Raw genomic sequence first — 16203 nt, 5'->3', positions numbered from 1 at the left:
GGTTTCTTCGTGTAGTTGAGACGGAACCAGCGTATGCCTGCCCCCGTAAAAATGTTCTAAATAGTCGGCCCCTCCCTGTAAACAAAGCATAAATGCCAGCCATTTTTACGCTTTGTTTACACCCCACGCCCAAGTCTTTACACCATCTTTAGACCCCAATCGCTAACCTTCTCAGTATCAAAACAAGACCTGTGAGGGGTGTGATGGACATAGTATTTATCGGTGCATTGGTGGTCTTTTTTGCCGTGAGCGTGGCGTTCGCCATCGGTTGCGACAAGCTGGGAGGCCAGCCATGAACCTCTTCTACCTGATCGGCGCCGTGGCGTCGGGCGGCCTGCTGGTGTATCTGGTGGCGGCCCTGTTGAAAGCGGAGGATCTGTGATGACCATGCAATCGACCATACTGCTGCTGGCCTTCCTGGCCGCGCTGCTGGCGCTGGCCTGGCCGCTGGGCGCTCTGCTCGCGCGCGTCGGCAACGGCGGCGCCGTGCCTTATCTGGGCTGGCTCGGCAAGCTCGAAACCCTGCTGTACCGCGCCGCCGGCATCGCCGGCAAGGACGGCGCTCCGCAAGGCCAGTCGTGGAAGGCCTACGCCATCGCGCTGCTGCTGTTTAACGGCCTGGGCGCGCTGGCGACCTACGGCCTGCAACGCGTGCAAGCCTTCCTGCCTCTTAACCCGCAGGCGATGGCCAACGTCAGTCCCGACTCGGCCTTCAACACCGCCGTCAGCTTCGTCGCCAACACCAACTGGCAGGGCTACAGCGGCGAGCAGACCATGAGCTACCTGACCCAGATGCTGGTGCTGACCTGCCAGAACTTCTTCTCGGCCGCCACCGGCATCGCCGTGGCCTATGCGCTGATACGCGGCTTCTCGTCGCGCTCCACCAAATCGATCGGCAATTTCTGGGCCGACGTCACGCGTTCGACGCTGTACGTGCTGCTGCCGCTGTCGCTGGTGCTGGCCGTGGCGCTGACCGGCCAGGGCGTGATCCAGAACTTCTCCGCCTACAAGGACGTGCAGCTGCTCGACGCCGTGACTTACACGCAGCCGAAGATGGGCGCCGACGGCCAGCCGCTGAAGGACGCCAAGGGCGAGCCGCTGACCGAAACGCTGACCGCCACCACGCAGACCATCGCCATGGGGCCGGTGGCGTCGCAGGAAGCGATCAAGATGCTGGGCACGAACGGCGGCGGCTTCTTCAACGCCAACTCGGCCCACCCTTACGAGAACCCGACCGCGCTGTCCAACTTCCTGGAGATGCTGGCGATCTTCGTGATCCCGGCCGGCCTGTGCTTCGCCTTCGGCCGCATGGTCGGCGACCGCCGCCAGGGCTGGGCGGTGCTGGGCGCGATGACGCTGCTGTTCGTGGTCTGCACCGTCGCCGTGATGGGCGCCGAGCAGCAGGCCCACCCGGCGCTGCAGGCGCTGCATGTCGACCAGACCATGAGCGCGCTGCAATCGGGCGGCAATATGGAAGGCAAGGAGACCCGCTTCGGCATCAGCGCCTCGACGCTGTTCGCCGCCGTCACCACCGCCGCCTCCTGCGGCGCGGTCAACGCCATGCACGATTCCTTCATGCCGCTGGGCGGCATGATCCCGATGCTGCTGATCCAGTTCGGCGAAGTGATCTTCGGCGGCGTCGGCTCCGGCCTGTACGGCATGCTGGTCTTCGCCATCATGGCGGTGTTCATCGCCGGCCTGATGATAGGCCGCACGCCGGAATACCTGGGCAAGAAGATCCAGGCCTATGAAATGAAGATGACCTCCATCGCCATCCTGGTCACGCCGACGCTGGTGCTGGCCGGTACCGGCATCGCCGTCATGTGCGATGCCGGCAAGGCGGGCATCGCCAATCCCGGCGCGCACGGCTTCTCGGAGATCCTGTACGCCTTCAGCTCCGCCGCCAACAACAACGGCAGCGCGTTCGCCGGCCTGTCCGCCAATACGCCGTTCTATAACAGCATGCTGGCGATCGCCATGTGGTTCGGCCGCTTCGCCATGATCGTGCCTATCCTGGCGATCGCCGGTTCGCTGGCCGGCAAGCAGCGGCTGGAGGCCAATGCCGGCACCATGCCCACCCACGGCCCGATGTTCATCGGCCTGCTGGTCGGCGTGGTCGCCCTGGTCGGTGTGCTCAATTACGTTCCGGCGCTGGCGCTCGGCCCTGTGGTCGAACACCTGCAGCTGTTTGCCCAATAAGGAATCACCATGTCACAAGCTACGCAAAAAGAGATGACCTTGTTTACCAATCCGCCCGCCAAAAAGCTCGCCATGTTCGACAACGAGCTGCTGATGCCGGCGATCGCCGATTCGTTCCGCAAACTGAGCCCGCGCACGCAGTTGCGCAGCCCGGTGATGTTCGTGGTCTACGTCGGCAGCATCATCACCACGGGGCTGTACGTGCAGTCGCTGTTCGGCGCCGGCGAGGCGCGGCCGGGCTTCATCCTGGCCACCGCCGTCTGGCTGTGGTTCACGGTGTTGTTCGCCAATTTCGCCGAGGCGATGGCCGAGGGCCGCAGCAAGGCGCAGGCGGCATCGCTGCGCAGCCTGAAGCAAAGCGTCATCGCCAAGAAGCTGGCCAGCCCCAAACACGGCACCACCTGGCTGCCGCAGCCGGCGCTCGATCTGCGCAAGGGTAACTACATCCTGGTCGAAGCGGGCGATGTGATCCCCATCGACGGCGAGGTGATCGAAGGCGTGGCCTCGGTCGACGAAAGCGCCATCACCGGCGAATCGGCGCCGGTGATACGCGAGTCGGGCGGCGATTTTTCGTCCGTTACCGGCGGCACCCGCGTGCTGTCGGACTGGCTGGTGGTCAAGGTGACGGCCAATCCGGGCGAGACCTTCCTCGACCGCATGATCTCGATGGTGGAGGGCGCCAAGCGCCAGAAGACTCCCAACGAAATCGCGCTGACCATCCTGCTGGTGGCGCTGACCATCGTGTTCCTGATCGTCACCGTGACCTTGCTGCCGTTCTCGCTGTTCTCGGTGGCGGCGGCCGGCAGCGGAACGCCGATCACCATCACGGTGCTGATCGCGCTGCTGGTGTGCCTGATCCCGACCACCATCGGCGGCCTGCTGTCGGCCATTGGCGTGGCAGGCATGAGCCGCATGATGCAGGCCAATGTGATCGCCACCTCCGGCCGCGCGGTGGAAGCGGCCGGCGACGTCGACGTGCTGCTGCTCGATAAAACCGGCACCATCACGCTGGGCAACCGCCAGGCCTCGGCCTTCTTCGCCGCCCCCGGCGTCAGCGAACAGCAGCTGGCCGATGTGGCGCAACTGGCCTCGCTGGCCGACGAAACGCCGGAAGGCCGCAGCATCGTGGTGCTGGCCAAGCAGAAGTTCAACATCCGCGAGCGCGAGATGGCGTCGCTGCAGGCGGTGTTCGTGCCGTTCACTGCGCAGACCCGCATGAGCGGTGTCGATCTCGGCGAACGCCATGTACGCAAGGGCGCGGCCGACACCGTGCGCCAGTACGTCGAGTCGCTGGGCCAGCCGTATCCGGCGGAGGTGGCGCGCGCCGTCGACGACGTATCGCGCCGCGGCAGCACGCCGCTGGTGGTGGTCGACGCCGGCCGCGTGATGGGCGTGGTGGAGCTGAAGGACATCGTCAAGGGCGGCATCAAGGAACGCTTCGCCGAATTGCGCCGCATGGGCATCAAGACCGTGATGATCACCGGCGACAACAAGCTGACCGCCGCCGCCATCGCCGCCGAAGCGGGCGTGGACGACTTCCTGGCCGAAGCCACGCCGGAGGACAAGCTTAAACTGATCCGCAGCTACCAGTCCGAAGGCCGGCTGGTGGCCATGACCGGCGACGGCACCAACGACGCCCCCGCGCTGGCCCAGGCCGATGTCGCCGTGGCGATGAACTCCGGCACCCAGGCCGCCAAGGAGGCCGGCAATATGGTCGACCTGGATTCGAATCCGACCAAGCTGCTGGAGATCGTCGAAATCGGCAAGCAGATGCTGATGACGCGCGGCTCGCTGACCACGTTCTCGATCTCGAACGACATCGCCAAGTACTTCGCCATCATCCCCGCGGCCTTCGTCGGCACCTATCCGCAGCTGAAGGCGCTGGACATCATGCACCTGGCCAGCCCGTCGTCGGCCATCATGTCGGCGGTGATCTTCAACGCGCTGATCATCATCGCGCTGATCCCGCTGGCGTTGAAGGGCGTGCAGTACCGCGCCATCGGCGCCACCGCTCTGCTGCGCCGCAACCTGCTGGTGTACGGCATCGGCGGCATCATCCTGCCGTTCATCGGCATCAAGGCGATCGACCTGCTGCTGTCGGCGCTCAACCTGGTTTAAGAAGGAAGCATCATGACCTCATCCATCTCCCCCCTGCGTCCCGCCCTCGTGCTGTTCGCCGCCCTGACGCTGGTCTGCGGCGTGGTCTATCCGCTGGCCGTCAGCGGCATCGGCGCCGCAGTCTTCCCGGCGCAGGCGGCCGGCAGCATCGTCGAAGCCGGCGGCAGGGCGGTCGGCTCGTCGCTGATCGGCCAGGCCTTCTCGTCGCCGCAGTACTTCTGGAGCCGGCCGTCGGCCACCGGGCCGATGCCCAACAACGGCGCCGGTTCCAGCGGCTCCAACCTGGGCCCGAACAACCCGGCGCTGGCCGACGCCGTCAAGGCGCGCATCGAAGCGCTCAAGGCGGCCGACCCGGCCAACAGCGCGCCGGTGCCGGTCGACCTGGTGACGGCGTCCGGCAGCGGACTCGATCCCGAGATCAGCGTGGCCGCCGCGCGCTACCAGGCCGGCCGCATCGCCGCCGCCCGCCACATGCCGGCCGAACAGGTGCTGGCGCTGGTCGACGGCCAGCAGCTGAAGCAGTACTTCGGCTTCTTCGGCGAGCCGCGCGTCAACGTGCTGGCGCTCAATCTGGCGCTGGACCAGGCACGCCCGGCGCCGAAGCAGTAGAATCGCCGGATGTCCATGTTCCCCAACGATAGCCTGCGTCCCGACCGTCCCGATCCGGATGCGCTGCTGGCCCAGGTGCAGGCGCAGGAGCGCCGCGCCGCGCGCGGCAAGCTGCGCATCTACTTCGGCGCCTCGGCCGGCGTCGGCAAGACCTACGCCATGCTGGCCGCCGCCCGCAAGCTGCAGGCCGATGGCCAGCCGGTGCTGGTCGGCGTGGTCGAAACCCATGGCCGCAGCGAGACCGCGGCCATGCTGGCGGGACTGGACGTGCTGCCGCCCCGGGCGGTCGACTACCGCGGCAAGCGCCTCGCCGAGTTCGACCTCGATGGCGCGCTGGAGCGGCGGCCGCCGCTGATCCTGGTGGACGAGCTGGCGCATTCCAACGCGCCCGGCTCGCGCCACCCCAAGCGCTGGCAGGATGTCGAGGAACTGCTCGACGCCGGCATCGACGTGCTCACCACCGTCAATGTGCAGCACCTGGAAAGCCTGAACGACGTGGTCGGCGGCATCACCGGCATCCGCGTCGGCGAGACCGTGCCGGACACCGTGTTCGACCAGGCCGACGAAGTGGTGCTGGTCGACGTGCCGGCCGACGAGCTGCTGGCACGCCTCAAGAGCGGCAAGGTGTACCAGGAACAGCAGGCCGAACGCGCATCGAAGAATTTTTTCCGCAAGGGGAACCTGATCGCGCTGCGCGAGCTGGCGCTGCGCCGCACCGCCGACCGCATCGAGGACGACGTGCGCGCCTACCGCGTCGAGCAGTCGATAGCCGACATCTGGAAGACCGGCGCCGCGCTGCTGGCCTGCGTCGGCCCGCGCGCCGGCGGCGAGCACACGGTGCGCAGCACGGCGCGGCTGGCCAGCCAGCTGGGCACCGGCTGGCATGCGATCTACATCGAGACGCCGGCGCTGCAACGGCTGCCGGCCGCCCAGCGCGAGCAAATCCTCAAGACATTGAAGCTGGCCGAAGACCTGGGCGCGACCACCGCCGTGCTGCCGGGCCACGACATCGCGCTGGCGGCGGCGGACTACGCGCGCAGCCACAACCTGTCCAAGATCGTGCTGGGCCGCGCCCATCCGACCTGGCCGTGGCTCCAGCCACACGGCAAGCGGCTGGCGCGCTACGCGCCCGACATCGACCTGGTGGAAATCGGTGTGCCCAGCAAGGAGACGCCGCCGGCCGCGCGCGCCGCCGGCGCCGACCTCCGCGCGGACGGCGTCCCGGGGGGCGGCCCCAATGGCGCCCCGGACGGTGGCCCGGACGACGAGCAGAGCGCCGCAGTGCTGCGCCGGCGCCTGATCGGCTACGCGGCGGCCAGCGTGGCCAGCGTGGCCACCGCGCTGCTGGCCACGCCCTTGCTGGCCTGGCTGGACCTGGCCAACATCGCCATGCTGTTCCTGCTGGTGGTGGTGCTGGTGGCGGTGCGCTTCGGGCGCGGGCCGTCGGTGGTGGCCACCTGCGTCAGCGTGGCCTGCTTCGACTTCTTCTTCGTGCCGCCGCGCTTCACCTTCGCCGTCTCGGATTTCCAGTACCTGATCACCTTCGTGGTCATGCTGGCGGTGGGCCTGATCACCGGCCACCTGACGTCCGACCTGCGCTTCCAGGCGCGCGTGGCCTCGCACCGCGAGAAGCGTTCGCGCGCGCTGTACGAGTTCGCCCGCGAACTGTCGGGCGCCCTGCAGACCGAGCAGATTTTCGACACCACCCAGCGCTGCATCCAGCAGGCCTTCCGCGCCCGCGCCACGCTGCTGGTGCCGGACGACGACGGCCGCCTGCAACTGCCGCCGCTGAGCGCCGCCGACATCGCCAGCCGCGCCCACCTGTCGGTGCTCGACACCGGCATCGCCCAATGGGCGTTCGACCGCGCCGAGAGCGCCGGCCTGGGCACAGGCACGCTGCCGGCCAGCCGCATCTTCTACCTGCCGCTGGTGGCGCCGATGCGCACCCGCGGCGTGCTGGCGATCGAACCGCAGCACCGGCGCTGGATACTGATCCCGGAACAGCGCCAGCAGCTCGACACCTTCGCCGCGCTGGCCGCCATCGCACTGGAGCGGGTGCACTACATCGAGGTGGCGCAGAACGCGCTGGTCAACATGGAATCGGAACGGCTGCGCAACTCGCTGCTGGCGGCGCTGTCGCACGATTTGCGCACGCCATTGACCTCGCTGGTCGGCCTGTCGGAAACGCTGGCCGGCTCGCGGCCGCCGCTGGCGCCGGCCCAGCTGGAGACGGCGGCGCTGCTGCACGACGAAGCGCTGCGCATGAGCGCCCTGGTGTCCAACCTGCTCGACATGGCGCGCATCCAGAGCGGCGAAGTCAAGTTCAACCTGCAGTGGCAGGCGCTGGAAGAGGTGGTCGGCAGCGCGCTGCGCGCCAGCGGCTCGCTGCTGCAGGGCCACGTGGTGCGCACCCGGCTGCCGCCCGGGCTGCCCCTGCTCAGCTACGACGCCGTGCTGATCGAGCGGGTGCTGTGCAATCTGCTGGAGAACGCCGCCAAGTACACGCCGGCCGGCGCGCGCATCGAGATCGCCGCCGAACTGCGCGGCGCGTGGATCGACATCATCGTCTATGATGACGGACCCGGCCTGCCGCACGGGCGCGAGGAAGCCGTGTTTGAAAAATTCACCCGTGGCGAGCGCGAGTCGGCCAAGCCGGGCGTGGGACTGGGGCTGGCGATCTGCCGCGCCATCGTCGAAGCGCACGGCGGCCGCATCCACGCGGCGGCGTCGCCGCTGGGCGGCGCCGCCTTCGTCATCACACTGCCGCTGGGCACACCGCCGGCCATGCCGGAACTGGAAATCGAAGGAAGCTTATGACCACGCCCGATAGTGCGCCCACCGCCCTGCTGGTGGAAGACGAACCGCAGATCCGCCGCTTCGTGCGCAGCGCGCTGGAGGAGGAGGGCTGGCAGGTGCACGAAGCGGCCACCTTGCAGCGCGGCCTGATCGACGCCGGCACCCGCAAGCCGGACCTGGTGGTGCTCGACCTCGGCCTGCCGGACGGCGACGGCGTCGACTTCATGACCGACCTGCGCAAGTGGTCCAGCGTGCCGGTGATCGTGCTGTCGGCGCGCGTCAACGAGGCCGACAAGATCCGCGCGCTGGACGCCGGCGCCGACGATTACCTGACCAAGCCGTTCGGCGTGGGCGAGCTGCTGGCGCGGGTGCGCGCCACCTTGCGGCGCCAGCGCCAGCCGGCCGCCGACAACTCCGGCCTGATCCAGTTCGGCGACGTTGCCGTCGACCTGCAGAACCGCCGCGTCACGCGCGCCGGCGAGCATGTGCACCTGACGCCGACCGAGTACCGGCTGCTGGCGGTCTTGGTGGCCAACGCCGGCCGCGTGATGAGCAACCCGCAACTGCTGCGCGCCGTGTGGGGGCCGTCGCAATCGGAGAACGGCCACTACCTGCGCATCTACATGGGCCACCTGCGCCACAAGCTGGAGGCCGACCCCACCCAGCCGCGCTACCTGCTGACCGAAACGGCGGTCGGCTACCGGCTGCAGCTGCCGGCGTGAGCGGCCTGCGCGCCTAGTCGCGCGCCAGGATCTGGTAGCCCTGGTCGCTGCGGGCGATCAGCGCGAAGCCGCGCCGGCTCAGCATCTGCATCATCGCCGAACCGTCGCGGCAGGCCGACAGCAGGCGCCGGTGCTTGTAGTGCGCGCAAAAAAAATCGACCATCTGGCTGCCCACGCCGCGTCCGCGGCAGCTGTCCTCGACCACCATCGCGTGCAGCTCGCGCTCCATGCTCTTCTGCCCATCCACGCCGAGTATCATCATGTAGCTGACCACGCGGCCGTCGATCTCGCACACCCAGAACTCGATCGGCACCGTGCTCTGGCCGCCGCTCCACAGGTCGCGCAGCGCGGCGCCGTCGACGATGCCGGCGGTGAAGGTGGCCGTCAGCGCAGCCTGGCGCACATTGTCGGTGACGGACTGGTCGAAGCCGCCGCTCTCGCCGCCCGAAGTGGTCAGGCGGATGATGGCCTCGACATCCTCGGGCACCGCGCGCCGGATCGCCGAATCGATCAGGCGCCGGTGGCGCTCGCGGCGCGCGGTGTCGCGGATCTTGCGCGCATGGCGGCGCAGCGCATCGACCTGGCTGCGCAGATACAGCACCAGCAGCGCGACCAGGCCGTACAGCGCCGCGCTTTGCAGCAGGTCATAGAGCAGCAGATAGGGGTTTTCGTGGCGCGTGCGCATCAGCGTGTAGTCGACCACCCGCGCCACGCTCGACAGCATGACGAACAGCAGCGCCGCGCGCCGCCCGAGGAACCAGGCCGCCAGCGCGGTCGGCGCCACCAGGAAGGGGGAAAAGGAAATGCCGGCGCCGGTGTCGATATCGAGCAGGAAGATCAGCGCTTCCAGCGTCAGCAAGCCGGCCAGCGTCAGCCGGGCGCTGGCGTTGCGCAGCAGGCGGCGCAGGCGGAGTTGGAGTTTTCTTGTGCGTAGCATGGGTACGTGCGGTCTCTTTTGTGGGCGGGTTCGGGGCCGACAGGATAAAGAAAAGACAGGCTATACGTCGTACGATACGATGACAAGTTAATATTTGTTTAAAATTGTATATGGATAATCTTTACATTGTTTTACTCCGGCAACACTTGTGTTTGCCGGGTTTTATTTGCTCAGTGTGCGCATGGCCCGTTCCAGGCCGTCCATGGTCAGCGGGAACATGCGGTGGTTCATCAGCTGGCGGATGATGGAGATCGACTGCCGGTACTGCCACACGCCCTCCGGCTCGGGATTGAGCCAGGCGAACTTGGGGAAGGCGCTGGTGAAGCGCGCCAGCCACGCGCTGCCGGCTTCCTCGTTGTTGTATTCGACCGAGCCGCCCGGCTGCAGCACCTCGTAAGGGCTCATGGTGGCGTCGCCGACGAAGATCAGCTTGGTGTCCGGCGGGTACTTGCGCAGAATGTCCCAGGTCGGGAAGCGTTCCGACTGGCGGCGGCGGTTGTTCTTCCACATATAGTCGTACACGCAGTTGTGGAAGTAGAAGAACTCCATGTTCTTGAACTCGGTCTTGGCGGCCGAGAACAGTTCCTCGGTGCGCTCGATATGGTCGTCCATGGTGCCGCCGACGTCGAACAGCATCAGCACCTTGATGTTGTTTTTTCGCTCGGGCTGCATCTTGATGTCGAGGTAGCCGGCGTTGTTGGCGGTGGCGCGGATGGTGGCGTCCAGCGCCAATTCTTCCTCGGCGCCCTGGCGCGCGAACTTGCGCAGGCGGCGCAGCGCCACCTTGATGTTGCGGGTGCCGATCTCGCGTTCGCCGTCGTAATCCTTGTAGGCGCGCACTTCCCACACCTTGACCGCGGTGCGGTTGCCGCCCTTGCCGCCGATGCGCACGCCCTCGGGGTTGGTGCCGCCGTTGCCGAACGGCGAGGTGCCGCCCGTGCCTATCCACTTGCTGCCGCCCTCATGGCGCTCCTTCTGCTCCTTCAGCAGTTCGGCCAGCCGGTCCATCAGCTTGTCGTAGCCGAATTTTTCCAGCTGGGCGCGCTGCTCGTCGCTCAGCTCGCGCTGCATGCGCTTGACCAGCCAGTCCAGCGGGATCGCGCTATTGCCCTCGAAGGCGGCGTTGATGCCCTTGAAGTACTGGGCGAAGGCGCGGTCGAACTTGTCGTAGTGGGCCTCGTCCTTGACCAGCGTCAGGCGCGACAGGTAATAGAAGTCGTCCATCGACGCCGTGCTGACCTGGCGCTGCATGGCTTCGAGCAGGGTCAGGAACTCCTTGATCGTCACCGGGATCTTGGCGTCCTTGAGGGTAAAGAAGAAATCGATCAGCATGTCAGCGCGTCCCGTGCAGGGCCAGCTTGTAGCGCAGCTGCGCCTTGATCTCCGGCCATTCGCCGGCGGCGATGCTGTACATGACGGTGTCGCGCACGGTGCCGTCGCGGCGCAGCGCGTGGTGGCGCAGCACGCCATCCTTCTTCGCGCCCAGGCGCTCGATGGCGGCCTGCGAGGCGAAGTTGAAATTGTCGGTGCGCAGGCCGAGCAGCGCCGCGCCCAGCGTCTCGAAGGCGTGGGTCATCAGCAGCAGCTTGCAGGTGGTGTTGACGTGGCTGCGCTGGTGGCGCTTGCCATACCAGGTATAACCGATCTCCAGCCGGGCGATGGTGGGCACGATGTCGTGGTAGCTGGTGGTGCCGAGCACCGTGCCGCTGGCGGCGTCGACCACGGCGAAGGCCAGCCGGCCGGGGCGCATTTCCAGCGCGGTGGCGATGTAGGCGTCGACCTGTTCCGGCTCGGGCACCGAGGTCACGCGCAGCGTCCACAGCGCGCCGTCGCCGGCGGCCGCGCGCAAGCCGTCGGCGTGCTGCGGGCCCAGCGGTTCGAGGCGGACGCCGTGCAGTTCCAGCGTGACGGGCACGATAGGGGCGGCGGGATGGGCGAGCTGGTTCATCAGCGGTTGGTCCTCGACATCATCACCAGGCGCTCGAACAGGTGCACGTCCTGCTCGTTCTTCAGCAGCGCGCCGTGCAGCGGCGGCACCACGGCCTTGGCGTCCTTGCTGCGCAGCGCTTCGGGCGGCAAGTCCTCGGCCATCAGCAGCTTGAGCCAGTCGAGGAATTCCGAGGTCGACGGCTTCTTCTTCAGGCCCGGCACGTCGCGCACCTCGTAGAAGGTTTGCAGCGCCTGCGCCAGCAATTCCTTCTTCAGGTTCGGGTAGTGCACGGCGACGATCTGTTCCATCGTGTCGCGGTCGGGGAATTTAATGTAGTGGAAGAAGCAGCGGCGCAGGAAGGCGTCCGGCAGTTCCTTCTCGTTGTTGGAGGTGATGATGACCAGCGGACGGTGCTTGGCCTGCACCATTTCGCGCGTCTCGTAGACGTAGAATTCCATGCGGTCCAGCTCGCGCAGCAGGTCGTTGGGGAACTCGATGTCGGCCTTGTCGATCTCGTCGATCAGCAGCACCACCGGCTCCGGCGCGGTGAAGGCTTGCCACAGCACGCCCTTGACGATGTAGTTGTGGATGTCGCGCACGCGCTCGTCGCCGAGCTGGGAGTCGCGCAAACGCGACACTGCATCGTATTCGTACAAGCCTTGTTGCGCCTTGGTGGTGGACTTGATGTGCCACTGCATCAGCGGCATGTTGAGCGCGGCGGCCACTTCCTCGGCCAGCATGGTCTTGCCCGTGCCGGGCTCGCCCTTGATCAGCAGCGGCCGTTGCAGCGTCAAAGCCGCATTCACGGCCAGTTTCAGGTCATGGGTCGCGACATACTGGTCGGAGCCTTCAAAGCGGGGTGTGGCGTGCATATGGTGCAATCTCGAAAAGATGGGGATAAGCGCCAGTATAGGGGAGAACGCTAGAGGAGGTGCTCGGGTCGGCGGGCTGGACAGTGTGTTGTTCTGGCAATGATTGTGTGTAGCCTTGGCTATATTCTTGAGTTAGAATCGCAGGCTGATAGTGCAAAAGTCAAGTTTTGCATCCGCGGTAGTATCCGATTACTTACCTAGCAAACGCCATGAAAAAAATCACCGCACTCCTCGTGCTCGCAGGCATCGCGCAAATCGCCCCGGCGGCGGACGTCGTGGGCAATGCCCAGAACGCCAAAGCCAAGATTGAAATGTGTATCGGTTGTCACGGGATCCCCGGCTACAAAGCCACCTTCCCGGAAGTGTTCCAGGTGCCGATGATCGGCGGCCAATCTGCCAAGTACATCGAGAGTGCGCTGAAGGCGTATCAAAAAGGCGATCGCAAGCATCCGTCGATGAAGGGTATCGCCAGCAGCCTGTCGGACCAGGATATCGCCGATGTCGCCGCGTTCTACGCGCAGCAGACCGTCACCGCCACCGCCGCGAAATGAGGACAGCCCCCATGAAAAAACTGATGACCGCGTTGTGCTTCGCCGCCGTATCGAGCTCCGCCCTGGCAGGCGGCAATGTCGACGCCGGCAAGGCGCTGGCCGACAAGTACAGCTGCTTCGCTTGCCACGGCAAGGATTTCAACACCCCGATCGATCCGAGCTATCCTAAGCTGGCGGGCCAGCACAAGGATTACCTGGAACACGCCTTGACCGCCTACAAGCGCGGCGACGGCGCCAACGGCCGCAACAATGCGATCATGACCGGCCAGGTCAAACCGCTGAGCAACCAGGACATCAAGGATCTGGCGGCCTACCTGCACAGCCTGCCAGGCACGCTGGCGGTACACCGCTAAGCCGCAGTGTAGTTAATAAGAAGCCACGTATCGCGTGGCTTTTTTATTTTCGCCGCCGTCTACAGGCGGCGCTTGATCGCTTCGATGTAGGCGTCGCCGTCCGGCGGCGTGCCGTTGCGCTGGGCGGTCCAGATCATCTCGCCCAGGCATTCCATGATTTCATGCTGCGCCGCGTGCGCGTCGTCGAGCTTGAGCGTGAGCGCGGTGGCGGCGTCGCGGATGCCGCGCGGCTGGTCGATCGAGATTTGCTCGTCGATCGACAGGTGCATCGACAGGTGCAAAAACGGATTGGCCTGGGCGCCGTCGACCGAGTAGTCGCGCGCCAGCGCGCTGTCGACATCGCTCAGCACGTCGTGGTATTCGGGATGGTGGCGCACCCAGTCGGCCGCCATGGCTTCAAGCGGAGTCAGGATTTCATTGGCGCGCTGCTTGCGGAAGGTCTCGCAAAAGAAGCGGCGCACGTCGTCGGAAGATGGATTAAACATGGCGCCATTGTACCCGGCGCATAAAAAACGGGACAGTCAGACTGTCCCGTGTTGGATTACCCGCTTTTCTTTTGCGGCTCGGGCGGCGCCTCCGCTGCGGCCGAGGCCGCCGGCGCTTCCGTGCCGCAGGTCGAGCCCGGCGGTTCCGGATTCGGCCGCGGCGGATGCGGCTGGCGCAGATAGCGCGAACCGTGGTGCCGGCGGTCGTGGCCGTTGGCCGGCCAGGTCAGGAAGCGCGACAGCTCCTGCAAGGCGCGCTGGTAAACCTCGCGCTTGAACTCAATCACCACGTCCAGCGGCACCCAGTAATCATGCCAGCGCCAGGCGTCGAATTCCGGATGGTCGGTCAGGCGCAGGTTGACGTCGTTATCGCGCGCGCACATCCGCAGCAGGAACCAAATCTGCTTCTGGCCACGGTAATGGCCGCGAATTTCGCGCTTGATGAAGTGGTCGGGCACCTCGTAGCGCAGCCAATCGCGCGTGCGGCCGACGATTTTGACGTGCTCTGCCCGTAATCCGATCTCTTCTTCCAGCTCCCGATACATCGCCTGTTCCGGCGTTTCTCCGTACTTGATGCCGCCTTGCGGAAATTGCCAAGAGTGCTCGCGCACCCGCTTGCCCCACCACACCTCGTTCTGGGCGTTTAGCAGGATGATGCCGACGTTGGGCCGAAACCCTTCACGATCGAGCATTTTGCACCTCAAACTTTCTGCGACCTAGCTCCCTGCTTATATTTTTGCCCACAAAACCGCGCTCCGGCTGGGTTTTCGGGGTACGAAAACGGCCGGAGAGGCATCAATTGAACGCATTTGTATAAAGTATGGACGCATCAGCCAGCTAATCCTTTAAAATTAGGTTGATTATAACTCTCTCTTTTTAAAAAGAATTCACCGTATGCGCGCCTCACGATTTTTTATTTCCACGCTTAAAGAAGCGCCTTCCGACGCCGAGATCGTCAGCCATCAGTTGATGATGCGCGCCGGCATGATCAAACGCCTCGGTTCGGGCATTTATACCTACATGCCGATGGGGCTGCGTGTCATCCGCAAAGTCGAGGCCATCGTCCGCGAAGAGATGAACAAGGCCGCCGCCATTGAGCTGCTGATGCCTTTGGTGCAGCCGGCCGAGCTCTGGCAGGAGACCGGACGCTGGGACAAGATGGGCGCGGAGCTGATGCGCGTGAAGGATAGACACGGCCGCGATTTCGCGATCCAGCCGACTTCGGAAGAAGTGATCACCGATGTAGTGCGCTCGGAAATTAAATCCTACCGGCAGCTTCCGTTGAATTTTTACCACATTCAGACCAAGTTCCGCGACGAGCGCCGTCCGCGTTTCGGCCTGATGCGCGGCCGCGAGTTCACCATGAAGGACGCTTACTCCTTCGACCGCGACCTGGCCGGCATGCAAGCCTCGTACAAAATCATGTTTGACGCCTATGTCGCCATCTTCACCCGCTTCGGCCTGAAGTTCCGCGCGGTGGCGGCCGACAACGGCGCCATCGGCGGCACCGGTTCGCACGAATTCCACGTCATCGCCAGCACCGGCGAGGACGCCATCGTGTATTGCGACACCTCGGACTACGCCGCCAATATGGAAGCGGCCGAGGCGCTGCCGCTGGCGGCAAGCCGTCCGGCCGCGAGCCAGGCGCTGACCAAGACCTCGACCCCGAACGCCACCAAGTGCGAAGCGGTGGCCGAGCTGCTCAAGCTGGACTTGTCGCAAACCGTGAAAACCATCGCGCTGACGGTGGAAACCGAGACCGACGGCAAAGTAGCTAAACAGTATTTCATGTTGCTGCTGCGCGGCGACCATGAGCTGAACGAAGTCAAAGTCGGCAAGGTCGCCGGCCTGGCCGCGCACCGCTTCTCGACCGAAGCCGAGATCCTGGAAGTGTATGGCTGCGTGCCTGGCTACCTGGGCCCGATCGGCACCAAGGCGCCGGTCACCGTGGTGGCCGACCGCACGGTCGCCAACATGGCGGACTTCGTCTGCGGCGCCAACGACGCCGGCTTCCACTACACCGGCGCCAACTGGGGCCGCGACATGGCCGAGCCGACCATCGTGGCCGACCTGCGCAACGTGGTGGCGGGCGACGCCTCGCCGGACGGCAAGGGCGTGCTGGCGATCGAGCGCGGCATCGAAGTGGGCCACGTATTCCAGCTGGGCACCGCGTACTCCGAATCGATGAAGGCCACCTTCCTCGACGAGAACGGCAAGCCTGCGCCATTGCAGATGGGCTGCTACGGCATCGGCGTGACCCGCATCCTGGGCGCGGCGATCGAGCAGAACTTCGACGACAAGGGCATCATCTGGCCGACCTCGCTGGCGCCGTTCGAACTGGTGCTGTGCCCGATGGGCATGGACCGCAGCGAAGCGGTCAAGGAAGCGACCGAGAAGCTGTACGCCGACGCGCAAGCGGCCGGCATCGACGTCATCCTCGACGACCGTGGCCTGCGTCCGGGCGGCATGTTCGCCGACTGGGAGCTGATCGGCGTGCCGCACCGCGTGGTGATCGGCGACCGTGGCCTGAAGGAAGGCAACCTGGAATACCAGGGCCGCCGCGACACCGAAGCGACCGCCGTGCCGGTGGCCGACATCGTCAGCTTCATCAAAGGCAAAATGGCGGCGTGA

The 16203-nt window shown here is 65.7% G+C and carries 15 protein-coding genes; 9 read left to right on the top strand and 6 right to left on the bottom strand.

Annotation, left to right across the window (positions count from 1 at the left end; genetic code table 11):
* The first annotated feature begins 292 nt into the window (after positions 1-292).
* Genes GEV01_RS17990 through kdpE form a run of 6 tightly spaced genes read left to right on the top strand, consistent with a single transcriptional unit; the run spans position 293 to position 8444 of the window.
* Positions 293-382, top strand: coding sequence for a potassium-transporting ATPase subunit F (locus tag GEV01_RS17990; protein ID WP_008452183.1), 90 nt, complete (start codon positions 293-295; stop codon positions 380-382).
* A complete protein-coding gene (gene kdpA / locus GEV01_RS17985) occupies positions 382-2199 on the top strand; it encodes a potassium-transporting ATPase subunit KdpA (protein ID WP_152806828.1) in 1818 nt (605 codons plus the stop codon). The genes GEV01_RS17990 and kdpA overlap by 1 nt, the downstream gene beginning before the upstream one ends.
* A 33-nt stretch (positions 2200-2232) precedes the next feature.
* Positions 2233-4317 carry a potassium-transporting ATPase subunit KdpB gene (gene kdpB / locus GEV01_RS17980; protein ID WP_152807090.1) on the top strand — a complete coding sequence of 695 codons (2085 nt, stop codon included), beginning with the start codon at positions 2233-2235 and terminating at the stop codon, positions 4315-4317.
* Positions 4318-4329: 12 nt separating this feature from the next.
* Complete coding sequence (kdpC, locus tag GEV01_RS17975) at positions 4330-4926, top strand: potassium-transporting ATPase subunit KdpC (RefSeq protein ID WP_152806826.1); 597 nt, start codon at positions 4330-4332, stop codon at positions 4924-4926.
* 15 nt (positions 4927-4941) lie between these two features.
* Positions 4942-7743 (top strand): two-component system sensor histidine kinase KdpD, encoded by a 2802-nt coding sequence (kdpD, locus tag GEV01_RS17970; RefSeq protein ID WP_152806824.1) that lies wholly within the window; start codon positions 4942-4944, stop codon positions 7741-7743.
* Positions 7740-8444, top strand: a complete 705-nt coding sequence (kdpE, locus tag GEV01_RS17965) for a two-component system response regulator KdpE (protein ID WP_152806822.1) — start codon at positions 7740-7742, stop codon at positions 8442-8444. Before kdpD ends, kdpE begins: the two co-directional genes overlap by 4 nt.
* 13 nt (positions 8445-8457) lie before the next feature.
* Here kdpE and GEV01_RS17960 read toward each other — a convergent pair whose 3' ends face one another.
* The 4 genes from GEV01_RS17960 to GEV01_RS17945 form a co-directional block, all read right to left on the bottom strand.
* On the bottom strand, positions 8458-9381 hold the full coding sequence (locus tag GEV01_RS17960) for a GNAT family N-acetyltransferase (protein WP_152806820.1): 924 nt from the start codon (positions 9379-9381) through the stop codon (positions 8458-8460).
* A gap of 162 nt (positions 9382-9543) precedes the next feature.
* Positions 9544-10713, bottom strand: a complete 1170-nt coding sequence (locus GEV01_RS17955) for a vWA domain-containing protein (protein ID WP_152806818.1) — start codon at positions 10711-10713, stop codon at positions 9544-9546.
* Between the two features lies 1 nt (position 10714).
* Complete coding sequence (locus GEV01_RS17950) at positions 10715-11329, bottom strand: GNAT family N-acetyltransferase (protein WP_152806816.1); 615 nt, start codon at positions 11327-11329, stop codon at positions 10715-10717.
* The gene (locus GEV01_RS17945; RefSeq protein ID WP_008452164.1) at positions 11329-12183 is read right to left on the bottom strand and encodes an AAA family ATPase; all 855 of its coding nucleotides are present in this window, start codon (positions 12181-12183) and stop codon (positions 11329-11331) included. The genes GEV01_RS17950 and GEV01_RS17945 overlap by 1 nt, the downstream gene beginning before the upstream one ends.
* Before the next feature lie 209 nt (positions 12184-12392).
* On the opposite strand from GEV01_RS17945, the gene GEV01_RS17940 reads away from it, so the two are divergent.
* Both GEV01_RS17940 and GEV01_RS17935 read left to right on the top strand, forming a co-directional pair.
* Positions 12393-12734: a c-type cytochrome gene (locus tag GEV01_RS17940; RefSeq protein WP_152806814.1), complete on the top strand. Its 342-nt coding sequence runs from the start codon at positions 12393-12395 to the stop codon at positions 12732-12734.
* An 11-nt stretch (positions 12735-12745) separates the two neighbouring features.
* On the top strand, positions 12746-13087 hold the full coding sequence (locus GEV01_RS17935) for a c-type cytochrome (protein WP_008452159.1): 342 nt from the start codon (positions 12746-12748) through the stop codon (positions 13085-13087).
* A 59-nt stretch (positions 13088-13146) separates the two neighbouring features.
* Here GEV01_RS17935 and GEV01_RS17930 read toward each other — a convergent pair whose 3' ends face one another.
* Entirely contained in the window at positions 13147-13572 is a 426-nt protein-coding gene (locus GEV01_RS17930; RefSeq protein ID WP_152806812.1) for a DUF1841 family protein, read from the bottom strand.
* A gap of 56 nt (positions 13573-13628) precedes the next feature.
* Entirely contained in the window at positions 13629-14264 is a 636-nt protein-coding gene (locus GEV01_RS17925) for an RNA pyrophosphohydrolase (RefSeq protein ID WP_152806810.1), read from the bottom strand.
* 202 nt (positions 14265-14466) lie between these two features.
* On the opposite strand from GEV01_RS17925, the gene GEV01_RS17920 reads away from it, so the two are divergent.
* The gene (locus GEV01_RS17920) at positions 14467-16203 is read left to right on the top strand and encodes a proline--tRNA ligase (protein ID WP_152806808.1); all 1737 of its coding nucleotides are present in this window, start codon (positions 14467-14469) and stop codon (positions 16201-16203) included.

It is taken from the genome of Rugamonas rivuli, from assembly GCF_009380165.1.
Lineage (GTDB): Bacteria > Pseudomonadota > Gammaproteobacteria > Burkholderiales > Burkholderiaceae_D > Rugamonas > Rugamonas rivuli.
Note: the sequence above shows the minus strand (reverse complement) of the source record. Positions and strands in the feature narration are given on the sequence as shown.

Bases quoted from the DNA above. Each gene is read 5' to 3' on its own strand.
- GEV01_RS17960 (WP_152806820.1), bottom strand. From the start codon at position 9,381: ATGCTACGCACAAGAAAACTCCAACTCCGCCTGCGCCGCCTGCTGCGC.
- GEV01_RS17945 (WP_008452164.1), bottom strand. From the start codon at position 12,183: ATGCACGCCACACCCCGCTTTGAAGGCTCCGACCAGTATGTCGCGACC.
- kdpE (WP_152806822.1), top strand. From the start codon at position 7,740: ATGACCACGCCCGATAGTGCGCCCACCGCCCTGCTGGTGGAAGACGAA.
- kdpD (WP_152806824.1), top strand. From the start codon at position 4,942: ATGTTCCCCAACGATAGCCTGCGTCCCGACCGTCCCGATCCGGATGCG.
- kdpB (WP_152807090.1), top strand. From the start codon at position 2,233: ATGACCTTGTTTACCAATCCGCCCGCCAAAAAGCTCGCCATGTTCGAC.
- GEV01_RS17930 (WP_152806812.1), bottom strand. From the start codon at position 13,572: ATGTTTAATCCATCTTCCGACGACGTGCGCCGCTTCTTTTGCGAGACC.
- GEV01_RS17920 (WP_152806808.1), top strand. From the start codon at position 14,467: ATGCGCGCCTCACGATTTTTTATTTCCACGCTTAAAGAAGCGCCTTCC.
- GEV01_RS17950 (WP_152806816.1), bottom strand. From the start codon at position 11,329: ATGAACCAGCTCGCCCATCCCGCCGCCCCTATCGTGCCCGTCACGCTG.
- GEV01_RS17925 (WP_152806810.1), bottom strand. From the start codon at position 14,264: ATGCTCGATCGTGAAGGGTTTCGGCCCAACGTCGGCATCATCCTGCTA.
- GEV01_RS17955 (WP_152806818.1), bottom strand. From the start codon at position 10,713: ATGCTGATCGATTTCTTCTTTACCCTCAAGGACGCCAAGATCCCGGTG.
- GEV01_RS17940 (WP_152806814.1), top strand. From the start codon at position 12,393: ATGAAAAAAATCACCGCACTCCTCGTGCTCGCAGGCATCGCGCAAATC.
- GEV01_RS17935 (WP_008452159.1), top strand. From the start codon at position 12,746: ATGAAAAAACTGATGACCGCGTTGTGCTTCGCCGCCGTATCGAGCTCC.
- kdpC (WP_152806826.1), top strand. From the start codon at position 4,330: ATGACCTCATCCATCTCCCCCCTGCGTCCCGCCCTCGTGCTGTTCGCC.
- kdpA (WP_152806828.1), top strand. From the start codon at position 382: ATGACCATGCAATCGACCATACTGCTGCTGGCCTTCCTGGCCGCGCTG.
- GEV01_RS17990 (WP_008452183.1), top strand. From the start codon at position 293: ATGAACCTCTTCTACCTGATCGGCGCCGTGGCGTCGGGCGGCCTGCTG.